The sequence below is a fragment of the Neolewinella aquimaris genome (genome assembly GCF_014197245.1).
Lineage (GTDB): Bacteria > Bacteroidota > Bacteroidia > Chitinophagales > Saprospiraceae > Neolewinella > Neolewinella aquimaris.
In genome coordinates this window covers 120,242-146,330 of record NZ_JACIFF010000009.1, presented here as the reverse complement: position 1 = coordinate 146,330, position 26,089 = coordinate 120,242, and the positions used below count along the sequence as shown (strand labels likewise).

18 protein-coding genes are annotated in these 26,089 nt (G+C 60.3%); 16 read left to right on the top strand and 2 right to left on the bottom strand.

Going from position 1 to position 26,089, the window contains the following annotated elements:
• Positions 1-41 precede the first annotated feature (41 nt).
• From GGR28_RS16395 to GGR28_RS16355, 9 genes are all read left to right on the top strand, one after another.
• Positions 42-1,412, top strand: a complete 1,371-nt coding sequence (locus GGR28_RS16395) for a putative oxidoreductase C-terminal domain-containing protein (RefSeq protein ID WP_183496905.1) — start codon at positions 42-44, stop codon at positions 1,410-1,412.
• A 21-nt stretch (positions 1,413-1,433) separates the two neighbouring features.
• Complete coding sequence (locus tag GGR28_RS16390) at positions 1,434-2,942, top strand: M20/M25/M40 family metallo-hydrolase (protein WP_183496904.1); 1,509 nt, start codon at positions 1,434-1,436, stop codon at positions 2,940-2,942.
• Positions 2,943-2,993: 51 nt separating this feature from the next.
• Entirely contained in the window at positions 2,994-7,229 is a 4,236-nt protein-coding gene (locus GGR28_RS16385) for a hybrid sensor histidine kinase/response regulator transcription factor (protein ID WP_183496903.1), read from the top strand.
• A gap of 143 nt (positions 7,230-7,372) precedes the next feature.
• Entirely contained in the window at positions 7,373-8,800 is a 1,428-nt protein-coding gene (locus GGR28_RS16380; RefSeq protein WP_183496902.1) for a glycoside hydrolase family 28 protein, read from the top strand.
• Positions 8,797-9,552: a rhamnogalacturonan acetylesterase gene (locus GGR28_RS16375; RefSeq protein ID WP_183496901.1), complete on the top strand. Its 756-nt coding sequence runs from the start codon at positions 8,797-8,799 to the stop codon at positions 9,550-9,552. Before GGR28_RS16380 ends, GGR28_RS16375 begins: the two co-directional genes overlap by 4 nt.
• Before the next feature lie 239 nt (positions 9,553-9,791).
• Positions 9,792-11,441, top strand: coding sequence for a UxaA family hydrolase (locus GGR28_RS16370; RefSeq protein ID WP_183496900.1), 1,650 nt, complete (start codon positions 9,792-9,794; stop codon positions 11,439-11,441).
• Positions 11,442-11,472: 31 nt separating this feature from the next.
• Positions 11,473-12,921 (top strand): tagaturonate reductase, encoded by a 1,449-nt coding sequence (locus GGR28_RS16365; protein WP_183496899.1) that lies wholly within the window; start codon positions 11,473-11,475, stop codon positions 12,919-12,921.
• 4 nt (positions 12,922-12,925) lie between these two features.
• Positions 12,926-13,825 (top strand): alpha/beta hydrolase, encoded by a 900-nt coding sequence (locus GGR28_RS16360; protein ID WP_183496898.1) that lies wholly within the window; start codon positions 12,926-12,928, stop codon positions 13,823-13,825.
• A 93-nt stretch (positions 13,826-13,918) separates the two neighbouring features.
• Positions 13,919-14,875, top strand: coding sequence for an alpha/beta hydrolase (locus GGR28_RS16355; protein ID WP_183496897.1), 957 nt, complete (start codon positions 13,919-13,921; stop codon positions 14,873-14,875).
• 115 nt (positions 14,876-14,990) lie between these two features.
• Here GGR28_RS16355 and GGR28_RS16350 read toward each other — a convergent pair whose 3' ends face one another.
• Together GGR28_RS16350 and GGR28_RS16345 are read right to left on the bottom strand one after the other, a co-directional pair.
• Positions 14,991-16,238, bottom strand: a complete 1,248-nt coding sequence (locus GGR28_RS16350) for a glycoside hydrolase family 88/105 protein (protein ID WP_183496896.1) — start codon at positions 16,236-16,238, stop codon at positions 14,991-14,993.
• A gap of 31 nt (positions 16,239-16,269) precedes the next feature.
• The gene (locus GGR28_RS16345) at positions 16,270-17,577 is read right to left on the bottom strand and encodes a DUF4861 domain-containing protein (protein ID WP_183496895.1); all 1,308 of its coding nucleotides are present in this window, start codon (positions 17,575-17,577) and stop codon (positions 16,270-16,272) included.
• Between the two features lie 243 nt (positions 17,578-17,820).
• Between GGR28_RS16345 and GGR28_RS16340 the strand changes: the two genes are divergently transcribed.
• The 7 genes from GGR28_RS16340 (at position 17,821) to eboE (ending at position 26,082) form a co-directional block, all read left to right on the top strand.
• Positions 17,821-18,837, top strand: a complete 1,017-nt coding sequence (locus GGR28_RS16340; RefSeq protein WP_183496894.1) for an MBL fold metallo-hydrolase — start codon at positions 17,821-17,823, stop codon at positions 18,835-18,837.
• A gap of 293 nt (positions 18,838-19,130) precedes the next feature.
• The gene (gene trmD, locus GGR28_RS16335; RefSeq protein ID WP_183496893.1) at positions 19,131-19,805 is read left to right on the top strand and encodes a tRNA (guanosine(37)-N1)-methyltransferase TrmD; all 675 of its coding nucleotides are present in this window, start codon (positions 19,131-19,133) and stop codon (positions 19,803-19,805) included.
• A gap of 187 nt (positions 19,806-19,992) precedes the next feature.
• Positions 19,993-22,038: an excinuclease ABC subunit UvrB gene (gene uvrB, locus GGR28_RS16330; RefSeq protein WP_183496892.1), complete on the top strand. Its 2,046-nt coding sequence runs from the start codon at positions 19,993-19,995 to the stop codon at positions 22,036-22,038.
• Between the two features lie 114 nt (positions 22,039-22,152).
• On the top strand, positions 22,153-22,956 hold the full coding sequence (locus GGR28_RS16325; protein ID WP_183496891.1) for an EboA domain-containing protein: 804 nt from the start codon (positions 22,153-22,155) through the stop codon (positions 22,954-22,956).
• 26 nt (positions 22,957-22,982) lie between these two features.
• Complete coding sequence (locus GGR28_RS16320; protein ID WP_183496890.1) at positions 22,983-23,876, top strand: TatD family hydrolase; 894 nt, start codon at positions 22,983-22,985, stop codon at positions 23,874-23,876.
• A 28-nt stretch (positions 23,877-23,904) separates the two neighbouring features.
• Entirely contained in the window at positions 23,905-24,753 is an 849-nt protein-coding gene (eboC, locus tag GGR28_RS16315) for a UbiA-like protein EboC (RefSeq protein ID WP_221233923.1), read from the top strand.
• A 135-nt stretch (positions 24,754-24,888) separates the two neighbouring features.
• The gene (eboE, locus tag GGR28_RS16310) at positions 24,889-26,082 is read left to right on the top strand and encodes a metabolite traffic protein EboE (RefSeq protein ID WP_183496888.1); all 1,194 of its coding nucleotides are present in this window, start codon (positions 24,889-24,891) and stop codon (positions 26,080-26,082) included.
• Positions 26,083-26,089 lie beyond the last annotated feature (7 nt).

The window sequence follows — 26,089 nt, the reverse complement described above, 5'->3', positions numbered from 1 at the left end:
ACCGTCCTGTAGTTCCCGACGATAACCGACAAACTCCCACCGTGAGAATATTCCCCCTATTTATCCTGACCACCATCATGGGCTGTGCTTCCTCCAATCCACCGGCCAACGATCCGACGACCACCGGCTTCCGGGGCGGTGCCGGTGAGGTCAAACTCATCACCCTGGATCCCGGCCACTTCCACGCCGGACTGGTGCAGAAAAAGATGTACGAGCAAGTCGATCCGACGGTGCACGTCTACGCTCCCCCCGGCGACGACGTGCAGCAACACCTCGGCCGCATCGAACGCTACAACTCGGGAGACAATCCGACCGCCTGGAAGGAGGAAGTGTACACCGGACCGGATTACCTGGACCGCATGCTAGCCGACCGCGCCGGCAACGTGGTGGTGCTGTCCGGCAACAACGGCCGCAAAACGGAGTACATCGAGGCCGCCGTCGACAACGGCCTGAACGTGCTGGCCGATAAGCCCATGGTGATCGATCCGGCGGAATACGACCTACTAAAGTCCACCCTGGAGGAAGCGGAGGAAAAGGGCCTGCTCGTCTACGACATCATGACCGAGCGCTTCGAGATCACGACGATGCTGCAGCGGGCGCTATCCCAGCAGCCCGAGCTATTCGGCGAACTGGTGAAGGGGTCGGTCGACGAGCCCGCCATCAGCAAGGAGAGTGTGCACCACTTCAGTAAGGAGGTTTCCGGTGCGCCGCTCATCCGGCCGGCCTGGTTCTTCGACGTGGAGCAGCAGGGCGAGGGAATCGTGGATGTAGCCACTCACCTGGTCGACCTGATCCTGTGGGAAACCTTTCCCGATCAGCCCATCGGAGTCGAAGACGTGGAAGTGGTAAGGGCCCGGCGCTGGGCGACCGAAATGGACCTCGGTCAGTTCTCCCACGTGACGGGATTGAGTGAATTCCCCGATTACCTGCGGCCGCGCATGAAGGGCGACAAGCTCGAAGTCTTCGCCAATGGCGAGATCGACTTCACCGTGCGCGGCGTACACGGTAAGGCCTCCGTGATCTGGAATTACGAAGCCCCTCCCGGTGCCGCCGATACCCACTACTCGATCATGCGGGGCACGAAGGCCAATCTGGTCATCCGCCAGGACGCCGCCCAGAAATATACCCCGACGCTGTACGTCGAGCCGGTAGGGGCACTAACGGAGGAAGTCTTGAAGGCCGCAATCGAAGAGCTGCAGGACCAGTTTCCCGGTATTGCCTACCGCGGGGCCGACTCGGGTTACGAGATCACGGTGCCAGCGGATCTCCGCACCGGCCACGAGGACCACTTCGGGCAGGTCACGGAACAGTACCTGAAGTACCTGATCGACGGAAAAATACCCGAATGGGAGCGGACGAATATGCTTACGAAGTACTTTGTGACCACCGAGGCTTATAAGATGAGCCGTTAATCGTTAGTCCCAAACCAACCTATGCGTTACTTCAGCCTGCTTTTACTCTGTGTTCTCTGCTCCCGCGTCCCCGCCCAAACCTCCGCCCTCTACGAGCGCACGCTGAGTAGTCTGCCGCAGTTCATCGACTTCCTATCCCTGTCCAACGACGCCCACATCGAAGGGCAACTGGAACCGAACCTGCAGTGGCTGGAACGGGAATACAGTAAGCGGGGATTTACCACCCAACGGCTACCCAACGAAGGCATTGACCTGCTGCTGCTCGGCTTCCCGGCCGAAGATGCAAATGCCGAAACGGTACTCTTTTACGGCCACGTGGACGGCCAGCCCGTCGACCCCAGCAAGTGGGTGCTTGCGCCGCCCTTCAACCCCGTCTACGGAACCATGGCGGTGGATGAGGCCGGCAGCATCCAGTACGAAAACGCGGAACTGACCGCGCGACCCGACACCAGCGACGTACGGCTTTTCGCCCGCTCCAGCAGCGACGCCAAGGCTCCGATCATGATGTTCCTGGTGGCCTGGGATCAGATGATCGCCGACGGAAAACGCCCGGCGTATCACGTAAAATTCATCGTCGATCCGATGGAGGAAGGGAGTAGTCCCGACCTGCCCGGCGCCGTCGAAACCCACCGGGAGGCCCTCGCCGCCGACCACCTAGTGATCCTCGACGGACCCGTACACGCGATCAACGAGCCGACCCTGGTGGGGGGAGCCCGGGGAATCGCGACCGCCCGACTGACGGTTTACGGTCCGCGGCTGCCCCAGCACAGCGGACACTACGGGAACTACGCGCCCAATCCGGCCCTGCGCCTAGCCCAGTTGCTGGGTTCCATGAAGGACCAGCAGGGGCGGGTCACGATCGCCGGCTACTACGACGGCATCGAGCTGGACGAAGCTACCCGCGAAATGATGGCCGGCGTACCCGACGATCCGCGGCAGATCCGGGAGGCCATCGGATTCAGTGAGCCCGACGGGGTGGGGGAGAACCTACAGGAGGCTCTGCAGTACCCTAGTCTCAATATCCGGGGCATGTCGAGCGGCTGGGTGGGCAGCGCGGCGCGTACCATCATTCCCGCCACCGCGGTAGCCAACCTGGATCTGCGACTCGTGAAGGAAAGCGACGGCGACCGGCTGCTCGAATTGGTGGAGCAGCACATCAAGAATCAGGGCTTTCACCTCATCCCCGACGGGCGTGAACCGACCGATCAGGAACGGCTCGACTACCCCCGACTGGCCAGCTTCAGCGGGCGGAGCGAGTACGGCGCCTTCCGCACTGACCTGAACGGACCGACCGGCACCTGGCTGCAGCGGGCCCTGACCAATACTTTCGGTGAGCCGCCGGTACTGGTCCGCACCATGGGTGGCTCGGTTCCGATCGCGCCCTTCGTCAACACCCTCGACGTACCCGCCATCGTACTGCCACTCGTTAATCCGGATAACAATCAGCACAGTCCGAACGAGAATATTCGTCTCAGCAACTACTTCCGGGGGGTAGAAAGCCTGTACGGGGTGCTCGGCACCGGGCTGTAGCCTTACGGCCGGGTGCGTTATCTTGCTTTTTCGGGCTTCATTCGATCGAACATGCACCAACGTTATTCTCCGTGCGGATTTTCCGTCGCTTCGCTCACCGTCATGGGAGAGCGGCGGGGACGCAGGTGCGGTGAAAGTTGGCAGAAAAGCAAGCTGTTGGGAATACTGCTCCTTGCACTGATCGGCCTCTCGGGGAATTTGCTGAACGCCGCCGATCCATATTTTCCCCAAACCGTAAATCCGCTTTCGGAAGCGTGGCGCTGGCGGCAATTTCCCGAGCTGGACGGTGCCGGCGTTCGCTGCATCGTGGAGACTCCCGACCGGAGGGTGTTCGTGGGGGGCAGCGAGGGGGTGATGGAGTACGACGGCTACGGGTGGACGATCCACCGCGAAGCGGGTAGCCCGACCGAAGCTCCCGTAGATCAGTTGCTGGTGACCCGCGCCGGATCGGTCTACGCGGCCAGTCAACGGGGCATATATCGCTACGACGGTACCCGGTGGGAGACGCTGCTAGCCACTTCCGACGAGTTCTCCTTCCTCTCCCTCAGTGAAATGGGGGACGGCAGCGTAGTGGCCAGTTCCACCCAGGGATTTATTCACCTACAACTCGACGGCGGGCTGACCTTTTTTACCTCCGCATCCCGGATAGAAGCGCTGCGGGCTTCCTTTCCCGGGGCACGCTGGATCGCGCTTCCGGCCGCGGTACTCAGTGAAGCCGGTGACTTTCGCGACGGTTCCGATGCGTTGGAGGATAGTAAGGGAAACGTTTGGTTTGCCGTTTCTACAGAATTGGAGGTAGGCAAACTGTTACGGTTCCGCTGGTCCTCCGTGCGGGCGGACGGCCTGAGCGACTTTACGGTGACGGAGAGCGGTCCCGATCTAATGATTGGTGAAGAACAGCGATTGCTGGAGGCAGCCGACGGGAGGATCTGGGTCATCAATTCGAGCTCCGACCGGGGGATCCTGGTGTACGATGGCAAGGAGTGGGAGACCATATACCTGAATCGTCGCTTCGGGGGCGATGAGTACATGACGGACATCGTGCAATCGGACGACGGCATCATCTGGGTGAGCACCATCGCCAAGCTCTTTGCCTACTTCCCCGGCGGCAACTGGGAGATGTACAAGGCTCCTCAGTATCCCATTCCGGCCAACCGGGTCATCCTGCAGCGCAACGGCCGCGGTCAGCTGTGGCTGGCCGGCTATAAGTCTAAGTTGCTCCTGCTCGATCTGTCCTACGACCGCTGGCTTACCTATGCGGGGCTCAGCTTTCAGTTTGCCGATGGTGCCGGTGAGGAGTGGTTCGTCGCACACGATAATCGGGTGGTGCGGAGGATCGGCGACCGGTGGACGGCCTACGGAAGCGCCGACGGCCTCATGGATACTCCCGTCGGGCTGCTGCACACGACTCACGGACAGATTTGGGCGGCGGGATCGCACCGGGGCCGGGCTGCTACGGCACGCTGGCGCGACGGCCGGTGGGAAATGCACCGCCACCCGACCCTGTCCTGGGGCATCGATTACCGCGCCATGTTCGAGGCCAGCGACGGTACCCTGTGGTTCGGGGGCAGCGTGGACGCACGGCCGCAGGATGGGTTTACCAGCGGATTGTTGCAGCTGCCCGATCCGCTGGATGACGAGCTGAACTGGATCCAGCATCCCACTGGGACGAACGGGTTGACGCAGGCGAACGTGTACGGTATCGGGGAATCGCCCGATGGCCGCATCTGGATCGGGGGAAGCAGGTTGCTCTTCTACGACGGCGAACGATGGGAACCCGCCGCGGACGAACGGCTACGCCAGTACGTCAATTGCCTGCACAGCACCCCGGACCGGCTACTGGTGGGTTCCCGCTACTACGGTCTGTTCGTGTATGACGGAACGACCTGGTCCAACTACACCACCGCCGACGGCCTTACGGGCAACACCATCATCAGCATCGATGCCCTGTCCGACTCCATTACCCTGGTCGCTACCGAAAACGGAACGTGTGCCTTCGACGGATCTTCCTGGACGCGCAACTTCTTTCCGGAGCAACTCGACGTCGACTTCGAGGGGGGAACCATCCGCCACACCGACGAGTACATCTGGATCGACCACGTATCGCGCAACTGGAAGCGACAGGCACTGAACGGTAGCCGCCTGAGCAGCGACCAGTACGATTTTTATTCGACCCGTTACCGGCCCTCCCGGACCCCGCCGGAGACGTCCATTGCCTTCTATACGGAGCGAGTACCGGCGGATGGAAACGGCATCGTTTCCTGGTCGGGAAAGGACTACTTCGGGAAGACCAGGAAAGAGCACCTTACGTATTCCTACCGGTTGGACGGGGGCGACTGGATGCCCTTCTCTCCCGCCGAAGAATTTGCCTTCACCGATCTGGGCCACGGACCGCACCGCATTGAGGTGAAGACCCGGGACCTCGATTTTAACGTAGATCCGACCCCGGCCGTGGTAAACTTCGAGGTGCTGGCCCCGGTCTGGAAGCAAGCGTGGTTCCTGGGCCTGATGTTGCTGTTTCTGCTCACCTTCGGCCTTTACGAGTACCGGGTGCACCGCAAGAACGCCAAACTGGAAACCGTCAACGTCTCCCTGCAGGACCGCAATGAGGAGATTCGCCAGCAGCGCGATCAGCTCGAGGGGCTGGTGGGGCAACTCGAAAACCTTTCTAAAGCCAAGTTGGGCTTCTTCACCAACATTTCGCACGAGTTGCGAACGCCGCTGACCCTGATCCTGGGGCCGATCGACCAACTCGTGCGGGAACAGGATCGCTTATCGCCTTCACGCCGCCAGCAGTTGCAGGTGATCGTACAGCGAAACGCCAGACGCCTTCTGGCACTGATCGACCAACTGCTCGAGATTCGCCGCATCGAACAGAGTGCGCTGGAGATCAAGCTCAGCGACGTCAAGCTCGCCGAGTACCTCGGCAGCATCACCGAACTCTTCGAAGACCTTGCCCTGCAGCGGGATATTTTTCTTGAATACAGCCATCACGGCGAGGACACCTTCGTTGCCCTCGATGTCGATAAGGTGGAAAAGATTCTGGCCAATCTGTTGTCCAATGCCTTCCGCCACACCCCGCCGGGCGGCAGTATTCGGGTAAGTCTGACGACCGTTACGGCTGAGGCGGTCGGACTAAGTGGGTTTTACGACAAGTACGTTGAGATTCAGGTGGAAGACACCGGGAGCGGCATTAGTGAGGATAAGATCGCGCTCATTTTCGACAAGTACTTTACCTCGCCCAGCGGGGCGTCTACGGAGTCGGGTACCGGCATTGGCCTCAGTTACACGAAGGATCTCATCTACCTCATGCAGGGCGACATTCGGGTCAGTAGCACTCCGGGTCAGGGATCCCGCTTTACGGTCTACCTACCCTTCGTTCCGGGTCGTCCCGTCGATCACTCGTCGGAGCCATCCGGTGGGCCGAGCCTGTCGGCCATCCGCCAGGAAACCGCCATGCTGCTCAGCGGTTACCAGGAATCGGAACGGGAGGGGGAGGATGCGGCGGCAGAGGTCGACGATCAGGCGCGGACGGTACTCGTCGTGGAGGATAATCCGGACATGCTTCAGTTCCTGGCGCAGCTGTTACAGGACAAATACCGGGTGGTGACCGCCGTAAACGGAAAGGAGGGGCTGCAGCTGGCCCGCCAGCAGTCCATCGACTTGGTGGTCAGCGACGTGATGATGGGGGAGATGGACGGCGTCACGCTGTGTCACCAACTGAAGGACAATCTCGCGACCAGCCACATTCCCGTCGTCCTACTGACCGCCAGGGTGCTTGATGAGAACAAAGCCTCCGGGTATTCGCGGGGGGCGGACGACTACATTACGAAGCCGTTCAACCCGGAACTGCTGCTGCTCCGCATCGAGAACCTGCTGGAGCAACGCCGCCGGTTGCGGGAGAAGTTTAACCTGGATTTTCAGCTTACCCCGGAGTCGGAAGTGGTACCCTCCCCGGACGAGGAATTCATGAGTCGGCTGGTTGGGCTGCTGCAGGAGAACGTCTCCGAATCCGACTTCAACGTCAAGGCCATGTGCAAGGCGATGCACCTGAGCCACATGCACTTCATCCGCAAGGTGAAGCAGCTCACCGGCAAAAAGCCCATTGATCTGCTCAAGTCTTACCGCATGAAAAAGGCCAAGGAGCTCCTGGCCCAGAACAGCCTCACCATCGCCGAAGTGGCCTACCGGGTGGGGTTTGATCTGCCGAATTCATTCAGCCGTACCTTCAAGAAGGAGTTTAACATCACCCCCAGCCAGTACGTACAGCAACAGCAGGAAGCGTAGCACGCCATGTGAATTTGGGCTACACGAATGATGATCGGTGCTGGGCACATCCGGCCGCTTCCCGGCTATATTTGGGGTATGCCGGCAAGTGGCGCTTTGTCCGGTTAGCCCGCTTTATTTTTCGCTACAGACGATCGTGTACCATGACTAAATTTTCGTGCGGCCTTGCCGCCCTGCTGCTGTTACTTCATTGCCAATCCGCTCCGGCAACGGGAGGGGAGGGAACCGCCACGGTAGCCGACCCCTGGGCGGGAATGGAGCAGATCCTAGAGGACATTCAACCCCCCGAGTTTCCGGACCGCACCTTTAATATCGCCGCCTCCGGCGCGGTAGCGGACGGGAGAACGGATGTACTTCCCGCGATCCGTAGGGCGATTGACAGCTGTTCCGCGGCCGGCGGCGGTCGGGTCCTCGTCCCGGCGGGTGAGTGGTTCGTGAAGGGGCCCATTCATTTGCAGAGCAACGTCGACTTTCACGTTTCTGATGGAGCTACCGTGAAATTTAGTACCGTCCCCGAGGATTACCTGCCCGCCGTGCACACGCGCTGGGAGGGGGTCGAGACCTACAATTACAGTCCGCTGATCTACGCCTACGAAGCCGAAAACATCGCCATCACCGGCACCGGTACCCTCGACGGCCAGGCCAGCAACGACAACTGGTGGCCCTGGTCCGGATCCGACCGCTACGGCTGGCGGGAGGGAATGCCCAGTCAGGCCGACGAGAGCAGCCGGCCCCGACTCTTTGAATGGAACACCCGCGAAGTACCGCTGGAGGAAAGGCGTTTTGCGGGCATTAGCTACCTACGCCCAAATTTTGTACAGCCTTACAAGTGTAAAAACATCCTGATCGAGGGGGTCACCATCCGCAATTCTCCCATGTGGGTGTTGCATCCTACGCTGAGCGAGAACATTACCATCCAGAATGTGCGCGTAATCAGCCACGGCCCCAACAGCGACGGCTGCGACCCCGAAAGTTGTAAGAACGTCCTGATCAAGGAGTGCTACTTCGATACCGGCGACGACTGCATTGCCCTTAAGTCGGGCCGCAACCAGGACGGCCGCAACAGCAAACGTCCCATCGAGAACGTGGTAATTCAGGATTGTGAGATGAAGGACGGCCACGGCGGGGTGGTCATCGGTAGCGAGGTAAGCGGGGGTGCCCGGAACATCTACGCCGAAAACTGCGTGATGGACAGCCCGAATCTCGACCGCGCAATCCGGGTCAAGACCAACAAGGTCCGTGGGGGTACCATCGAAAACCTTTACTTCCGCAACATCACCGTCGGTGAGGTAAAGGAAGCGGTTGTGAGAATCAATATGCGCTACTCCATTTTTTCCGATACGAGCCAAGTGTTTGTTCCTACGGTCCGCAACATCTTCATCGAAAACGTGACCGCGGAAAAGAGTCAGTATGGTCTCCTGCTCGAAGGGTACAGCCCCGATCATCCCATCACCGGCGTACGGCTCGACAACTGCCGCTTCGATGGAGTGGAGGACGGCAACAAGATTGAATACGTCGATGAGCTCGTACTGCGGGAGGTGTACATCAATGAAGAAAAGGTAGCTAAATGAGGCCGCGAATAATCACGATCGTGCTGGCTTCCCTCCTACTCTCCGCTTGTCACCGACCGCCGGACGGAGCACCCACCGTATTCCTGGTCGGCGATTCCACCATGGCCGAGAAGCGGGCCGACCGCCGCCCCGAAACCGGATGGGGAGAGATGCTGTCCGAATTCCTGGACGGACCGACGATCGAAAACCACGCCCAGAACGGGCGGAGCACCAAGTCATTCCGCGCCGAAGGCCGCTGGCAAACCGTCCTGGACGGAATTGCGGCGGGTGATTACGTATTCATCCAGTTCGGACACAACGACAGCAAGACCGCATCCAGTAGCTACAGCACACCGGAAGAATTCGAAACCAACCTGATCGCTTTCGTGAAAGAGGTACGGGAGCGGGGCGGACAGCCGGTGCTGCTCACGCCGGTCGTCCGCAGGAAATTTAATCCCGATGGAGTTTTGCAACGCACCCACGGCGGATACCCCGCCGCCGTCAGCCGCGCGGCCAGTGCCACCGCTACGCCCCTCATCGACATGACCGAAAAGAGCCGTAACCTGGTTGCTACCTACGGGGATCCCGCGTCACGCGAACTGTACCTGTGGCTGAGTCCGGGGGCCAACGAGAACTATCCGGACGGCGTAGAGGACGATACCCATTTTTCACCGAAGGGTGGCCGCGAGATGGCCAGACTGGTGGCGGACGGCATACGGGAAGTGCGCCTTCCCTTACGACACTATCTGGTTAGGAATGCGCTCGCCGAATAAGCTCCGATCCTTGATCAAATTACCATTTATCTGCACTGCATGGTTCTAGTGATCACTCTCCACTATCCCGCAACCGGGAGCGAAGCACGGTCCGGATCGTTGTATACGCTAGCGATAAGCGTGATCTTAACCCGAATCAGCCGGTGCCGAACGTCCGAATCCGGCAGAAGCCATTCCTTCCCGACCAATTACCTTTATCCACAACCCAGACGGCTGGAATTCACCAAGAAGCGTACACCATGGCAGAGGTCCTGAAAATTCACCCCCTAGACAACGTCATCGTCGCCCTGCGCGACTTTCGGGCCGGCGAGGTGATCGAGGCCAGTCCCGAACCGATCGTCTTCCTCGAGGACGTCGCGACGAAGCATAAATTTGCCGAGCGCGACTTCGGGGCCGGAGAGATCATCACCATGTACGGCGTCACGGTCGGCAAGACCCTACAGCCCGTGCCGCGGGGGACGCGCATCAGCACCGAAAACGTGGTGCACGCCTCCAGCGAATACTCAGTAGGGGAGCGGCGAAATCAGTGGGACGCCCCCGACGTTTCCGCCTTCACCGGCCGCACCTTCGACGGGTATCACCGGGCCGACGGGCGGGTGGGTACCCGCAACTACTGGCTGGTCATCCCACTGGTCTTCTGTGAGAACCGCAACATCGAAGTGATCAAATCGGCCATGCTGGAAAAGCTCGGTTACGTTACCGACAAGGCCTTTAGCGTCGACGTCGACTCCCTCATTCAACAGTACCGCAGCGGTTCGACGACGGAGGAGATCATGCAGACCGACATTCTCCGCTCGGGCGACCAGCTCCAACGCAACCGGGTGTTTCCCAACGTCGACGGCATCAAGTTCCTGACCCACCAGGGCGGTTGCGGGGGCATTCGACGGGACTCCGAGAGCCTCTGTCGCCTACTGGCCGGCTACCTCAGCAATCCGAACGTGGCGGGCGGGACCGTCCTCAGCCTGGGTTGTCAGAACGCGCAGGCCGGGTTTCTGCAGGAGGCCCTCGATCGCATCAGCCCCAACTTCAGCAAACCCCTCTACATCCTGGAGCAGCAGGACAGCACCTCCGAACGCGACTTCATTGCGGAAGCGGTGAAGGCGACCTTCGCTGGACTGATGCAGGCCGATCAATGTGTCCGCGAGCCCGCCGCACTGAGTCACCTGACGCTGGGACTGGAGTGCGGCGGCTCCGATGGCTTTTCCGGCATCTCCGCCAACCCAGCCCTGGGCTATACCTCCGATCTGCTCGTTACGCTGGGGGGGAAAGCGATTCTGTCCGAATTTCCCGAACTCAACGGGGTAGAGCAGGAGCTGGTCAATCGCTGCGTGACCGATGCCGGCGCCGAAAAGTTTGCCCGCCTCATGCGCAGCTACTCTAAACGGGCGGAGGAAGTAGGTTCGGCCTTCTCCATGAACCCCTCGCCGGGCAACATCCGGGACGGGCTCATTACCGACGCCATGAAGTCGGCCGGTGCCGCCAAGAAGGGAGGGACCTCTCCCGTAGTCGACGTACTCGACTACACCGAACCCGCCGTAACGCCCGGACTCAACCTGCTCTGCACCCCCGGCAACGACGTTGAAAGCACGACCGGCCTGGCCGGATCCGGAGCCAACCTCATTGTCTTCACTACCGGACTCGGCACGCCCACCGGCAACCCCATCGCGCCCACCGTCAAAATGGCGAGCAATACGAAACTGGCCGAACGGATGTCCGACATCATCGACATCAACGCCGGCACCGTCATTTCGGGAGAGGATACCATTCAGAGTAAGGGGGAAGAACTGCTCGAACTGCTTATTCAAATCGCCAGCGGCCGACGCCTCACCCGGGCCGAAAAACTGGGGCAGGACGACTTTATTCCCTGGAAGCGGGGCGTCTCCCTCTAACCGCCACCTTTTGACTCACCCACCCCAACGTATGACATCTCTCAACCGACAAACTGCCAACGTCTCTCCCGCACCCACCGAACGCGTATTACAATTCGGCGGCGGCAACTTCCTGCGCGGCTTTGCCGACTGGATCATCGAAGTCTACAACCGGCAAAACGAGCAGCAGCTGGGCGTCGTAGTTGCAAATAACTCCGACCGTGAGATCTACCGCAAGTGGCGGGAGCAGGACGGGCTATACCATGTCCTGACCAAGGGCATCAAGGACGGCGAGCTCGTCGACCGCCACGACCTGATCACCAATATCAGCCGCGTCCTCGGCCTGGATCGCGACTGGGGCACCTTCCTCCAGACGGCGGAAAATCCCACCATGCGCTACGTGATTTCCAACACGACCGAAGCCGGCATCCGCTTCTCTCCGGACGATAAGGTGGATGATGCTCCCCCGGCTGAATTTCCCGCCAAGCTCACCCGCTGGTTGCACCGCCGCTACGAACACTTCGACGGGGCGGAAGAACGGGCTTGCGTTATACTGCCCATGGAATTGATCGTCGATAACGGCACCGTCCTGCGCGATAAGGTGCTGGACTACGCCCGTCACTGGGGCCTGCCGGAGGGATTCGGCCGGTGGGTAACGGAAAGCTGTGTATTCTGCAATACCCTGGTCGACCGTATCGTACCCGGCGTGGGCAAAGAGGAAACGACGGCAGCCGAGGAAGCGGTAGGCTACAACGACGCGGCCATCACCCAGGGAGAGCCCTACCACCTGCTGGCCATCGAGGCACCGGCGGCGGTCCGAAAAGAATTACCCCTCGATCGGCTCGGCCTGAATATCGTCTACACCGATGACCTGACCCCCTACCGCCGCAGCAAAGTGAGTGTGCTGAATGGCGCCCACACCACGATGGTGCCGGTCGGCTTTCTCTGCGGTCGGGAAACGGTGCGGGAGACGCTGGAGGACAAGCTCACGGGTGCCTACGTACGCGGGGCGGTCTTCGAGGAGATCCTACCCACCCTCGACCTGCCCGGCGTCGACCTGCAGCAATTCGCCCGCGATGTACTCGACCGTTTCCGCAATCCCTTCATCCACCACCAACTGCTGAGCATTTCCCTCAACTCCGTGAGCAAGTTCCGGGAGCGGGTCCTACCGACCATCCTGGCGTACCACGAGCAGCGTGGCGAGTGGCCACCCCGGCTGGTGCTTACGCTGGCCGCCCTCATCCGGTTTTACCGGGGGGACCATCAGGACGGTGATATTCCACTCAGGGACGACGCGTGGGCCATCGAGTTTTTGCAGTCGTCCTGGACCGAGCACGACGGCAGCATGGAAACGCTTGCCCGTAGGGTGCTCGGCTGGGAGCGCGCCTGGGGCCGGGACCTATCCGGGTACGACGGCCTCCACCGGATGCTGGCGAACTACCTTGCCCTGATCGAGCGTCAGGGGATGCCGGCGGCGGTTGCCCACAGTAATATATCTTAGGCCCATGCTCCGAATACTTCTTTGCTCCCTCGCTCTGGGAATGTCCAGCCTTATGTCCGCACAACTGACCAGTCCGCTGTACCCCGGTGAGATTCCGAACGCCCGCAACGTAGCCGATCCCGAAACCACGGAAGAGCGGGAGGTGGGCGGCCGCATCATCGCTAAGGTGGCGGTTCCCGAACTGACGGCCTACCTGCCCGAGCACCCCAACGGCAAGGCGGTCGTCATCTGTCCGGGGGGCGGCTACGGCGTTCTGGCCTTCGAAAAGGAGGGCAGCTGGGTAGCCGAGCGGTTGAATCAGGACAGCATTACGGCCTTCGTCCTTAAGTACCGCATCCCGCAGGACGCGACCAACGTCGACAAATCCCTCGCCCCCCTGATGGACGCCCAGCAGGCCATCCGCACGGTCCGCAAGAAGGCCCGGGAATACGGGATCGACCCCCGCCAGATCGGTATTATGGGCTTCTCTGCCGGCGGTCACCTGGCGGCAACGGCGGCGACCCAATTCGATCGCGTGGCCGACGCCGGTGAGACGGACACGACCTCCGTACGCCCGGATTTTGTTGCCCTGCTTTACCCCGTAATCAGTTTCGACGATTCGATCACCCACCTGGGTTCCCGCAACAACTTGGTCGGGGAAAACGCCACGGAATCGGACATTCTGCGCTTTTCCGCCGAGCGCCGGGTGACTTCGGATAGCCCGCCCGCTTTTCTGGTCCACGCGGCCGACGACCGGGCCGTACCCGTAGAAAACAGCCTGGCCTACTACCGCAGCTGCCTCGATCACGGGGTGCCCGTCGAGATGCACCTTTACGCCGCCGGCGGCCACGGATTCGGCATGTACAACACAACGACGCCCGACGACTGGGTGGAACGCTTTACCAATTGGCTCCGCACGTTGTAACTTCCGTTGCACCTGCGTCCCCGCCAAAAGTTGTTGCGTAATTGGGCGGGTGCGCGGGTCCCGTATCCTTCCGTAAAAGCAAGCAAATCAGGTATGAAAGCGCTGCCGTTCCTTCTCCTGTTGCTATGCTCCGGACTCCTGGCGCAGCCTGGTTACCACCCGCGGGATACCAGCTATTCCATCCATTCCTCCTACGAAAAGATCCGGAAAAGCTATCCGGAGGTGCAGCCGGTCTACCCCTGGATGCCGGATGGCGTAGTTGCGGATACCAACCTGGTGTACTTCACCGTGGGGAACGACCGGGACCTCCACCTCGACGTATACCGCAAGCCGGAAGATACCCTCCGCCCGGGCATACTCATGATCCACGGCGGGGGATGGACGACCGGCTCCAAGGAAAACCTGACCTCCATGGCACAACAATTAGCGGGGAGGGGCTACGTGACCGTGACGCCGGAGTACCGCCTGAGTGCCGAGGCACGCTATCCGGCCGGCGTGCAGGACCTAAAACAGGCCGTAAAGTGGATGCGGGCCCACGCGGAGGAGTACGGGATCGATACCAACCGCATTGCCGCATACGGCTGCTCGGCGGGTGGGCATCTGGCTTCGTTGCTGGGGGTGACGAACGGTCCGCTGCTGTACGATACGATCGGTCCGTGGAGTGAATATTCGGCCGACGTGCAGGCGGTTTTAAACATCGACGGCATTGTCTCTTTTATTCACCCGGAGGCGAAACCGGAGTGGACGGGCCGTTCGGCCAATGCCTGGCTGGGGGAATTTACCAGGACCTACGCCCTGTGGCGGGAGGCATCCCCCCTCGAATATGCGGGAAAAACGACGCCGCCCTTCCTGTTCGTAAATAGCTCCCACCCCCGGTTTCACGCCGGGCGGCAGGAGCTGATTAAAATACTCGATCAAAGTAAAATCTATAGCGAAGTGCATACCCTGGCGGATTCACCGCACGCATTCTGGCTATTGCACCCGTGGTTCGTACCCACCCTGGAATATGCGGCGGGATTTTTACGGCGGGTCTTCCCGGAGGAGCCCTGAAAACTACGCTTACAAAGGAAGGGGAAAAGGGCCGCAGAACCCCCTAAATACACTATGCACGTTTTCACGGAAGCGGTGCAGAAAACAACTTCGGGGTGGATGGGGTAGGAATACTTTAGCGTTTCGATGATCTATTCTCCCGTTCAAACTCGAGGCTGGCGCGCATGAACGGACCGATGCCCTTTGGGTCGTTGTCGCGGACCGGTTCGCTGATGTAGTACTCAAAGGATCCGTCGCGGTAGGGGTCTCCGCCCAGTCCGGCAACCGAGCAGCCGTCGGTGAGGTGTACTTCACCATTGGGGTCTACGCGGATGAAGGTGTTGAGGATGCCTTCGTAGCTCTCCCGGGCCGTTTGCCGGTATTTTTCGTCGAGGTACCCCTCATTTGCGCCCTTGATCATGGCGTAGACGAACATGCAGGAGGCGGTAGACTCCAGATAATTGCCCTCCCGTTCGGGCAGATCGATCACCTGCCACCAGGTGTGGGTCTCAGCATCCCGCACCGCCAGTACTGCTACGAGGGTACGGTCGAGGATGGCAATGAGCTCAGCGCGCCGGGGGTGATCCTGGGGTAGGAAATCCAGCACGTCCACCAGGCCCATTACGTACCAGCCGATGGCGCGGCCCCAGAAGTGCGGGGAGGTGCCGGTTTGGGGGTCGGACCAACGTTGCAGCCGGCTTTCGTCCCAGCCGTGGTAGAGCAATCCGGTCTCGGGGTCCCGCATCTTCGCTTCCGCCAAAATGAATTGGTCGGCGATGTGGTCGAAGGCCTCCGGGCGGTCGAACTGCTTGGCGTATTCGGCCTGGAAGGGTTCGCCCATGAAGAAGCCGTCCAGCCAGATTTGCCAGGGGTAGCGCAGTTTGTGCCAGTAGCCTCCCTCGGTGGTGCGGGGTTGCCAGTCAAGTTGGCGCATCAGGGTTTCTGCGGCGGTACGGTACTTTTCTTCGCCGGTGGCTGCGTAAAGCTGCAGTAGCAAAGGCCCGGGGGCGACGTGGTCGATGTTGAACTTGGTGATGTCGTAGTCGCGGATGCTGCCGTCGGCCGCGATCATGGTGTCGCCGTAGGAGCGGGCGTAGGCGAGGAAGCGGGGGTCTTCGTGCTGTAGTCCGACCTCTACGACGGATTGCAGGACCAGTCCGAGGGTATAATTCCACCGGGGGCTATCCTGAAAGTCGTTCATCCAGGCTTCGGGAGCGCGCTGTATGATGCTGAGGGCCATTCGTTCCGACCAGGGCCGGTCGGTGGGGACCGAATCTCGTTCCTGCTGTATGGAAGTGGTAGCCAAGCCGGTCGTCCCCGCGGTAAGGAGCAGGACTAGCGCAAGGAGGAAGGGGAGTGCGGTGGTGGGTTTGTGTAACGTCATAGGAATGAAATTGCGCAGGACGGTGATCGAATTAGCGGGCGGGGAAGGTGACGGTGAGGGGGTGATTGAGCCGGGACAGCTGCACTTCGAGGTAGGCGACAAAGGCTTCGCGGGTGCGTATCGGCTGGGTGTCTTGCTCCCAGGTGGCGAGGAAGTAGTACGTCAGTCGTTGATTATCCGGACGTAGGACCACTACGTGGCTGTGCTCGTCCGCGGTCACCTCTTGTTCCGCAGCGGTGTGGTAGATAACGGCCAGGCCCAGGAGGTCGCCGGCCAGGCTCTGGGGTCCCCAGGTAGCCAGGTAGGACCATTCGCCGGACTGACCCGCGATTAGCTCACCCTCCTCCAGCTTTACGATGCCGGTGGCCAGGTTGTCGAGGGGTTCGCTGAGGTGTACGTCGTGCCGGGTGAGCCGGCTACCGGCCAGGATCGAAAGTTCTGAAACTACGTCGGTTGTCCGGTCGCCCACCTTCCAGCCGTGATAGCGGGTGCGGATCCGGCTTTCTACCGGGCCGTTGGCTACGATGGTTGCCGAAACGGAATCGGTTTCTTCTACGCGCAAGGCCCGTCCTTCGTGCCAGGTGGCCAGCGAGCCTACGCCGAGGGCTTTGCCTACTTTCAGTACATCCATACCCCAATCGGAGGCTTCGTGGTAGGAATCGAAGCCATCCTGTCCGACGTCCTGCAGCACCATGGCGGTGGTTTTTTTCCCGAATACATCGGTGGCGTTGCGCCAGTCGAGGTAAAAGCGGTAGCCCACCAGGTCCGATTCCCAGCCCGGGCCCTCGTAGCGGAGGTACCAGGAGTGATCCGTGTGTTCGGGCGGTACGGACAGGGAGTCTACGTTGGTAAAGGTGCCGTCGAGGTACTCCCGGTCCTGCCACCGGCCACCGACCTTATGCGACAGCTCGGCCTGGGTTCGTTTGGGAAAGGAGGGTGCCGCCTCTCCCTCGCGCAGGGGGCGGACGGTGACTTGCCGCTGTTCTCCGGCAGCCAGGTCGAGTAGGAGTACGTAGCGGTCGGTGTGGCCGTCGCGGGTATCGTCCAGTGCCTGGAAGGTTACGTCCTTTCCGTCGGTGGTAAAGCGGAGGGGAGTGTCGGCCGTACCCCCCGTATGCTCCAGCAGTGTACCGGCTGCGATGGTGATCGCGCCGTCGGTGCGGTTGCGTTCGAGGTCGTTCTTCACCGCAATCGTGACGTCCTGAGCCTGTAGGAAGAGCGGTGTGGCAACGAGTAGATATAGACAAATGATCGGGTACGTTCGCATGGGTTTGATCGACATTAAGCGGTGACTGTGGTCTACACGGTGGCCCGCGGTGAGCAGGTGGGGGATTTCCATCCCAGGCTGCCGTTTCGGATTGAATCCAAATATAGCGGCGCCGGTAGCGGGGGGTAATCGCAGAAATTCACATCACGTAGGCCTTATTTCACTTAGTGGTGCTTAGGGCCGTTTCGGGGGCGGTGAGCCTTTGCGATCGGACGGTCCGGTAAAATCGCGAGCTGGGGTGGTCAACTTATCGCCACCTAGTTTCTTTGCATTTACCGAACTACCCTGCACCCGCGTCCCCGCCCTATGGCAACGATGGAATACCTGCTTAATCCAACCCTCCCCGTTCACCCTTCCCAGGCCGGTCAGTGGCGGGGCAATCCTATTATCGGAAAGGAATTTCAGTACCTCCGCCAGCCGTTCCGGCCGAAGTACAGCCGGCTCATGCGGATGCTGGTGATGCCCAATCCGCAGCGCACGGAAAAGAAGGCCGATCAGTGGACGCCGCGGGTGAGTGAGGACGTCGAATACCTCGCCGACCGGAACCGCGACTGGATCGTCTGGCTCGGTCACGCCTGCTACCTCATGCAACTCAACGGGCTGCGGTACCTGACCGATCCCCAGCTGCGGGACATTCGGATGGCACCGCGGCGTGTTTTTCCCCCCTTCGATTACGAACAGCTGCGGGGCGTGGACTACCTGCTGCTGAGTCACGATCACCGCGACCACGTGGACGAGCGCTGCATCCGGGCCATCACCAAAAACAACGACATCCGCAAAATCTTGTGTCCGCTGCGGATGTCCAGCGTGATCGGCGGCTGGGTCGGCGATACCGTCATTGAGGAGGCGGCCTGGTTTCAGCGCTACGATTTGGCGGGAACGGGGGTCGACATTCACTTTCTGCCAAGTCGGCACTGGTGCCGGCGGGGCTTGCGCGATTTCAATCGGGTGCTGTGGGGAAGTTTTATGATCGAGACCGGCGGCGGGGGCGCGGGTGCCAGGAAAATCTACTTCGGCGGCGACAGCGGGTATACCCCATACTGGGAGGAGATCGGTCAGATGTTTCCCGGCATCGACCTGGCCATGCTCGGGATCGGCGCCTACATGCCGGAGTACGTGATGCGGGAGGTGCACGCCAATCCGGCCGAGGCCTTTACCGGTTACCGCGATCTTCAGGCGCAGTACTGGTGGCCCATGCACCACGGCACCTACGACCTGAGCAACGAGCCGCCGGCCGAGCCGATCCTGTGGGCGACCAAGCTGATGGGCAAGCACGGGTTGGGGGATCGGTTGGTGCAGCCGGCGGTGAATGAGCCGTGGTGGTTTGGGTAGCGGTCCGACCGCTTAAGCCGTCGGACGGGGTGACCCCGTCGGTGGTTTCAACTGGTGGACGGGGTGTGGGGGTATAGCGGTTGGACGGGGTGCACCGGTTGGACGGGTGGTACCGGTTGGACGGGGTACCCCCGTTGGACCGCTGTAGTGATTTCCAGTCTACTGTGGGTGGAATGAAGTTAAATGTTGAAAAAATGTCGGGGGGCAGCCAAAAAGAGCTCAGCGCGTTGACCTTCATCGTGTTCTTCCGGTCCCGACCCCAGGCAGTAGTTTTGCACCAACGTTTTTCAGCCATGCACATCGATATTATCTCTACCGTACCCGAACTGCTCGAGAGCCCGCTCTCCCACAGCATCATGCAGCGGGCGAAGGACAAAGGGCTGCTGACCGTAAACGTGCACGACCTGCGGCCCTACGGTCTAGGGAAACACAACAGCGTCGATGATTACCAATTCGGGGGCGGTGCTGGCATGGTCATGCGCTGCGAACCCCTGGCCGCGCTGATCGACGAACTGAAAAGCCGGCGTACCTACGACGAAATCATCTACCTCACCCCCGACGGCGAACGCTTCGCTCAGCGGCGGGCCAACCGATTGTCACTACAGAACAACCTGCTCATGATCTGCGGCCACTACAAAGGCATCGACGAGCGCATTCGTGAAGAGTACGTCACCCTGGAGCTCAGCATTGGCGACTATGTACTGTCCGGCGGAGAACTGGCTGCGGCGGTTGTGGTCGATAGCATCGGTCGCCTCCTCCCGGGCGTCATCGGCGACGAAACCAGCGCGCTCACCGATACCTTTCAGGACGACCTGCTGGCCCCACCGGTGTACACCCGTCCGGCCGAGTGGCGGGGTAGGGAGGTGCCGGCTATTTTACTGAGTGGGAACACGGGGGCCATTGAGGAGTGGCGGGAGGAGCGGGCCCTGGAGCGGACGGAGGAGCGGCGGCCAGATTTGCTGGGGTAAATAGAACTTTTTAAACGCTACTCAGCAAGTCCGTTGCACTAAAGAAAACCCTTCTGTTAACCGATGTTACTACCCCGGGATTTGAGCTTAAAAGTATACTTCTGTTTGGGGTTGCCTATTACCCGGGGCCACGATCAACCCTTCACCGTTTAATCCGGTTCCCATTCAGTCCGTAACCCCCACTGCCATGGCCTTTAAGCTCAAGTCCAAATTCTCTCCAACCGGCGACCAGCCACAGGCCATCGAAAAGCTGGTAGCCGGCGTAGAAGAGGGGGAGCGCGGACAAGTACTGCTCGGAGTCACCGGCTCGGGAAAAACCTTCACGATGGCCAACGCCATTGCGCAGTTGAACCGGCCAACGCTCGTCCTGACCCACAACAAGACCCTGACGGCCCAACTCTACGGAGAATTCACCGAATTCTTCCCCGACAACGCGGTGGAGTACTTCGTGAGCTACTACGACTACTACCAGCCGGAAGCCTACATTTCAACTTCCGATACCTTCATCGAGAAGGACCTCGCGATCAACGAGGAAGTCGACAAACTTCGGCTTCGTGCTACGTCCAATCTGCTCAGCGGCCGCCGCGACATCATCATCGTCGCATCCGTCAGCTGCATCTACGGTATGGGCAATCCGGAAGATTATAAGTCCGGTATCATCCGCCTGGAGGTAGGACAAACCAAGAGCCGCAACGGATTCCTCTACGACCTGGTCGACAGCCTATATAGCCGCACCGAGACCGACTTCCGCCGTGCCACCTTCCGCGTCCGGGGCGATACGGTCGACATCAACCTCCCCTACGTAGAATTCGGCTACCGGGTGGTCTTCTTCGGGGATGAGATCGAAACCATCGAAAAGATCGAGATCGAATCCGGTAAGCGCATCGAAACCATGCGCAACGCCGCCATCTTTCCCGCCAACCTCTACGTCGCCCCCAAGGAACGCCTCAACAGCATCATCCGAAACATTGAAGACGAACTGTACGAGCAGGAACGCTACTTTGAACGCGAAGGCCGGCTGCTGGAAGCCAAGCGCATCCACGAGCGCACCAGCTTCGATCTGGAGATGATGCGGGAATTAGGATACTGCAACGGGGTCGAAAACTACAGCCGCTTCTTTGACGGTCGCCGGCCGGGAACGCGCCCGTTCTGTTTGCTGGATTACTTCCCCGACGACTTCCTCATGATCATTGACGAAAGCCACGTCACCATCCCCCAGGTAAGGGGCATGTTCGGTGGCGACCGGGCCCGCAAGCTCTCGCTGGTCAACTTTGGTTTCCGCCTGCCCTCGGCGATGGACAACCGTCCCCTCAACTTCACGGAATTCGAAAGCCTGATCAACCAGGTCGTTTACGTATCCGCCACGCCGGGTGACTACGAACTCGAACAGACCGGGGGAGAGATTGTAGAGCAGCTCATCCGTCCCACTGGACTGCTCGACCCACCCATCGAGGTCCGACCCAGCCTCAACCAGATCGACGACCTGATGGAGGAGATCGACGAGCGCCGCAAGGTGAATGAGCGAGTGTTGGTCACGACCCTCACCAAACGCATGAGCGAGGAACTGACCAGCTACTTCGCCAATATGAGCATCAAGGTCCGCTACATTCACTCGGAAGTGGATACGATGGAACGGGTAGAAATTCTGCGTGACCTCCGCCTCGGCGAGTTCGATGTGCTGGTGGGGGTAAACCTATTACGGGAAGGACTCGACCTCCCGGAAGTATCCCTGGTCGCGATCCTCGATGCCGACAAGGAAGGGTTCCTCCGCAACGAAAGAAGCCTCACCCAGACTGCCGGTCGTGCCGCGCGCAATAGCAACGGACTGGTCATCATGTACGCCGACGTAATCACCGACTCGATGCGCCGCACCATCGACGAGACCAACCGCCGGCGCGCCATCCAGCTGGCCTACAACGAGGAGAACGACATTACTCCGACCACGATGGCCAAAACCCGCGACGAGATCATCAATCGGAGTACCATCCTCGACATCCGGGGCAAGAACGGCAAACGCGCTTACGTGGAGCAAACCCAGCCCAGCCTCGCCGCCGATCCCGTACTCCAGCACATGACGCGCGACCAGCTTGAACTAGCCATTCAGGAAGCGGAACGAAAAATGAAGAAGGCCGCGAAGGAGCTCGACTTCATGAGTGCCGCCCAGTATCGCGACGAGGTCTTCGCCCTGAAGGCCCAGCTAAAGATAGGGGGAATGATGGTGAAGGAGAACTAGGGGGGGCGACGGTCTTGAATCCCGCAATCCTTTTTAATTCAGCCGATTCTTCGTACACTGTCCATCGATTAAACGTACTCACCGGCTCACTCAGGGTGTTGTCAACCTCGCTACATGCATCATACCCTCCACCATATCCTCCAGAAGCACCTTCCCGCGGAATCCTTCCAGTGGCTGGAGTCTAAGCTTTCTACCCTCAACCAGGATTTTAAACCGCGCTCCTTCTACCTGGCCTTCGGTGCGTGTCCCCGCTTCGTCGGAAAGGACGAAATGACCTTCAGCGAGTCCGCCCTCAGCGGCCTCAATGTCGCTTACCCAAACTTCAGCGCCACCGACTGGACCACCGACCAACTGGCCCGCATTCTGCTGATGACGTCCCTCCCCACGGAGACCAACAACAAGGTGCTCGACAACCTCTTCGCTACCGCTGACTACCGCGAGCTCATCGCACTTTATAAGGGACTCTACTTCCTGAAAAACGCCGCCGACTTCGTCCCCCGCACCCGCGAAGGACTCCGCACCAACATGGTCGGCGTATTCGATGCCATCGCCCTCGAAAATCCCTATCCCGCTCGCTACCTTTCCGAAGACGCCTGGAACCACATGGTGCTCAAGGCCATGTTCATGGACCGCCCCATGTACCGCATCTACCGCATCGAAGAGCGCAAAAATGCGAAGCTCGCCGACATCTTTCTCGACTATGCCGAAGAACGCCGCAGCGCCCACCGCCCCGTCAGCCCCGAACTCTGGCGCTTCATCGACGGATTTCTCAGCTCCCGCGCCCGCGCCGCCCTGGAGTTGACCGCCAAAGAAGGCACCCCCCTCGAAAAATCCGCCGCCCACAAAGCCCTCCACCCAAACGCCGAATCCCCCTCCTGGAACGAAATCGGCCGCCAGGCCACCCAACCAACGAACTAACTGACTAACGAACTAACCCCCCACCCGTGCAATTCATCGACCCCCACGTACACATGGTTTCCCGCACCACCGACGACTACGAGGCCATGCGCGCCGCAGGCGTCGTTGCCCTGATCGAACCCGCCTTCTGGCTCGGCCAGCCGCGCACGGAAGTCGGCAGCTTCAAGGACTACTTCAGCACCCTGGTAGGCTGGGAACGCTTTCGCTCTTCCCAGTTCGGCATTCGCCACTACTGCACAATGGGCCTGAATTCTAAGGAAGCCAACAACGAGCCGCTCGCGGAAGCTGTCATGGAACTGCTCCCCCTTTACGCCACCAAGGAAGGAGTAGTGGCCATCGGAGAGATCGGGTATGACGACCAGACCGCCGCCGAAGACAAGTACTTCCGCCTACAGATCGAACTGGCCCTGGAGCTCGACTTGCCCATCCTCATCCATACCCCCCACCGCGATAAGAAAAACGGCACCTACCGGAGCATGGACGTTCTGGAAGAACACGGCTGCGACCCCACCAAGGTCATCATCGACCACTGCAATGAAGAGACCGCCAAGGAAGTGCTCGACCGCGGCTACTGGACGGCCTTCACCATCTACCCCGGCACCAAAATGGGCAACGAACGCATGGTCGACCTCATGAAACACTACGGCCCGGAACGAATCATCGTCGACAGCTCGGCCGACTGGGGCATCAGCGACCCGCTTTCCGTACCAAAGACCGCCGCCCTCATGCTCCAACGCGGCATCCCGGAAGAAGACGTAAAGCTGGTCACCTACGGCAACGCCCTCACCGCCTACGGACAAAGCGGACAAATGAAAGAATCCGACTGGCTCGACGCCCCCGACATCGACCGCGACCAGCTCTTCAGCGGCAACAGCGTCCTGCGCAATGGCCGCAAAACCGACAACATCATTGAGAACTAGCGTGGCTCTACGACCCTACCTTACCCTGATGCGCCCGGCCAACCTCGTGACGGCCGTCGCGGACATTCTCGCCGGAGCCAGCGTAGCCGCCGCCGTTACCGGAGCGATAGACCATCAGGTCGGCTGGCTCGCCCTGGCCACCATCGGACTCTACGGCGGCGGCGTAGTCTTCAACGACGTGTTCGATGTAGATCTCGACCGCATCGAACGACCCGAACGTGCCCTCCCTAGTGGCCGCGTATCGATTGCCAGCGCCGTATTCCTGGGGGGCATGCTGCTGTTTATGGGCATCATCATCTCCGCCCTGGTGTCCGGAACAAGCGGAGCAATCGCCATCATCGTAGCTGCCCTCGCCCTCACGTACGACAAAAAAGCAAAGCATCACCCCGTTTTCGGACCGCTCGTCATGGGCCTTTGCCGGGGCGTTAACCTGCTGCTCGGCGTAAGCCTAAGTATCGTAGCACTCCAAACATACTGGTGGCTGGCCTTCATTCCCATTGTCTTCATTGCCGCCATCACCCTCACGAGTAGGGGAGAGGTGGGTGGCAACAACCGCGCTTCCATCCGGCTCGCCCTTTCCCTGGATGTCCTGGTTGCCCTTACCTTGCTGCTCATCCCCCGGTTCACCGCGGCCAATTTCTTGCCCCTGTTCCCCTTTTTCCTGCTCTGGTTCGGCATGAACGTCCACGCAAAACTCACCGCCATCCGCGACAACCGACCCGACCTGATCAAGCGCGCCGTCAAAACCGGGGTCGTATCCCTCATCCCCCTCAACGCCTGCCTGACCGCCGCCTTCCTGGGCATCCCGGCCGGTTTGATGGTGCTGCTCCTGCTTCCCGTATCGCTGGGCCTTGCCCGCTATTTCGCCGTTACCTAGTTGTGGGTTGGTGATTTGTTGGGCTGTTGGGTTGCCCGCATTGCATGCGTTACATTCTCCAGCCCACGAGCGCACCGAGCATCCCCACAACCCAACAACTAAAAACCCAACAACCCAACAACTACTCCCCCCAAAATGCACCTCCCCCCCCACGGTCACCTCACCTACTGCACCAACATCCACCCCGGTGAAACCTGGACGGAGGTAAAGGAAAGTCTGCGGCATGTCCTGGCGGTAAAGGAGAAACTGACCGGCGGCAAGGCCTTCGGCATCGGACTAAGGCTATCGGCGGTGGCAGCCCGACAACTCTCCGAACCGACGGCACTGGCCGACTTCAAGCACTGGCTGGCGAACCACGACTGCTACGTCTTCACCATGAACGGCTTCCCCTACGGCGGCTTTCACGGCGAGGCGGTGAAGGACCAGGTGCACACCCCCGACTGGAGCACCCGCGCCCGCGTCGATTACACCAAACAGCTCTTCGATATCCTGGCCGAACTCCTTCCGGAGGGCATGGACGGCGGCGTTTCCACCTCCCCCCTTTCCTACAAACCGTGGCTGGCAAATCTGGGCGGCGGCGCGCAGGAGCAAAGAACCTCCCAAATGGACAGCCATGTGCTCGAAGTGATTGATCACCTGGCCGCCATCTATGCGCACACTGGAAAAGACCTCCACCTCGACATTGAGCCCGAACCAGACGGTCTGCTCGAAAACAGCACGGAGTTCCTCGACTTTTACGACCGTATGCTGGCGAACGGCAATGAGAACCAGGTCCGTCGCCACCTGGCCATCTGCTACGATGTGTGCCACTTCGCGGTAGGCTACGAAGCTCCCGCCGACGTACTGAATAAGCTACAGAACGCAGGCATCCGCATCGGTCGCCTTCAAATTAGCGCGGCGCTGAAGGCTGACCTGACTGATGACCGGCAAGCGGTACACGACAGCCTCCTGCCCTACGACGAACCCACCTACCTGCACCAGGCCGCCCTGCGGCGGAGCGATGGTTCGGTCGACCAATTTCCGGACCTGGCCCCGGCCCTGGAAGTCATGGCTGACCCGGAATACCGGGAACTGCGCACCCACTTCCACGTTCCAATCTACGCCGACCGCTACGGTGTGCTGGAATCCACTAACGATGCCATCCGCGACTCCCTACGTATCTGGAACGCCGCACCCTACACCCCCCACCTCGAAGTAGAAACCTACACCTGGGACGTACTCCCCGATCACCAGCGCCTGTCCCTCACCGACTCGATCGTCCGCGAACTACAGTGGGTAATGGATCAACTGTCTAAATCCGCGCCTAATCCGCGCCCTAAATCCGCGTAATCCGCGG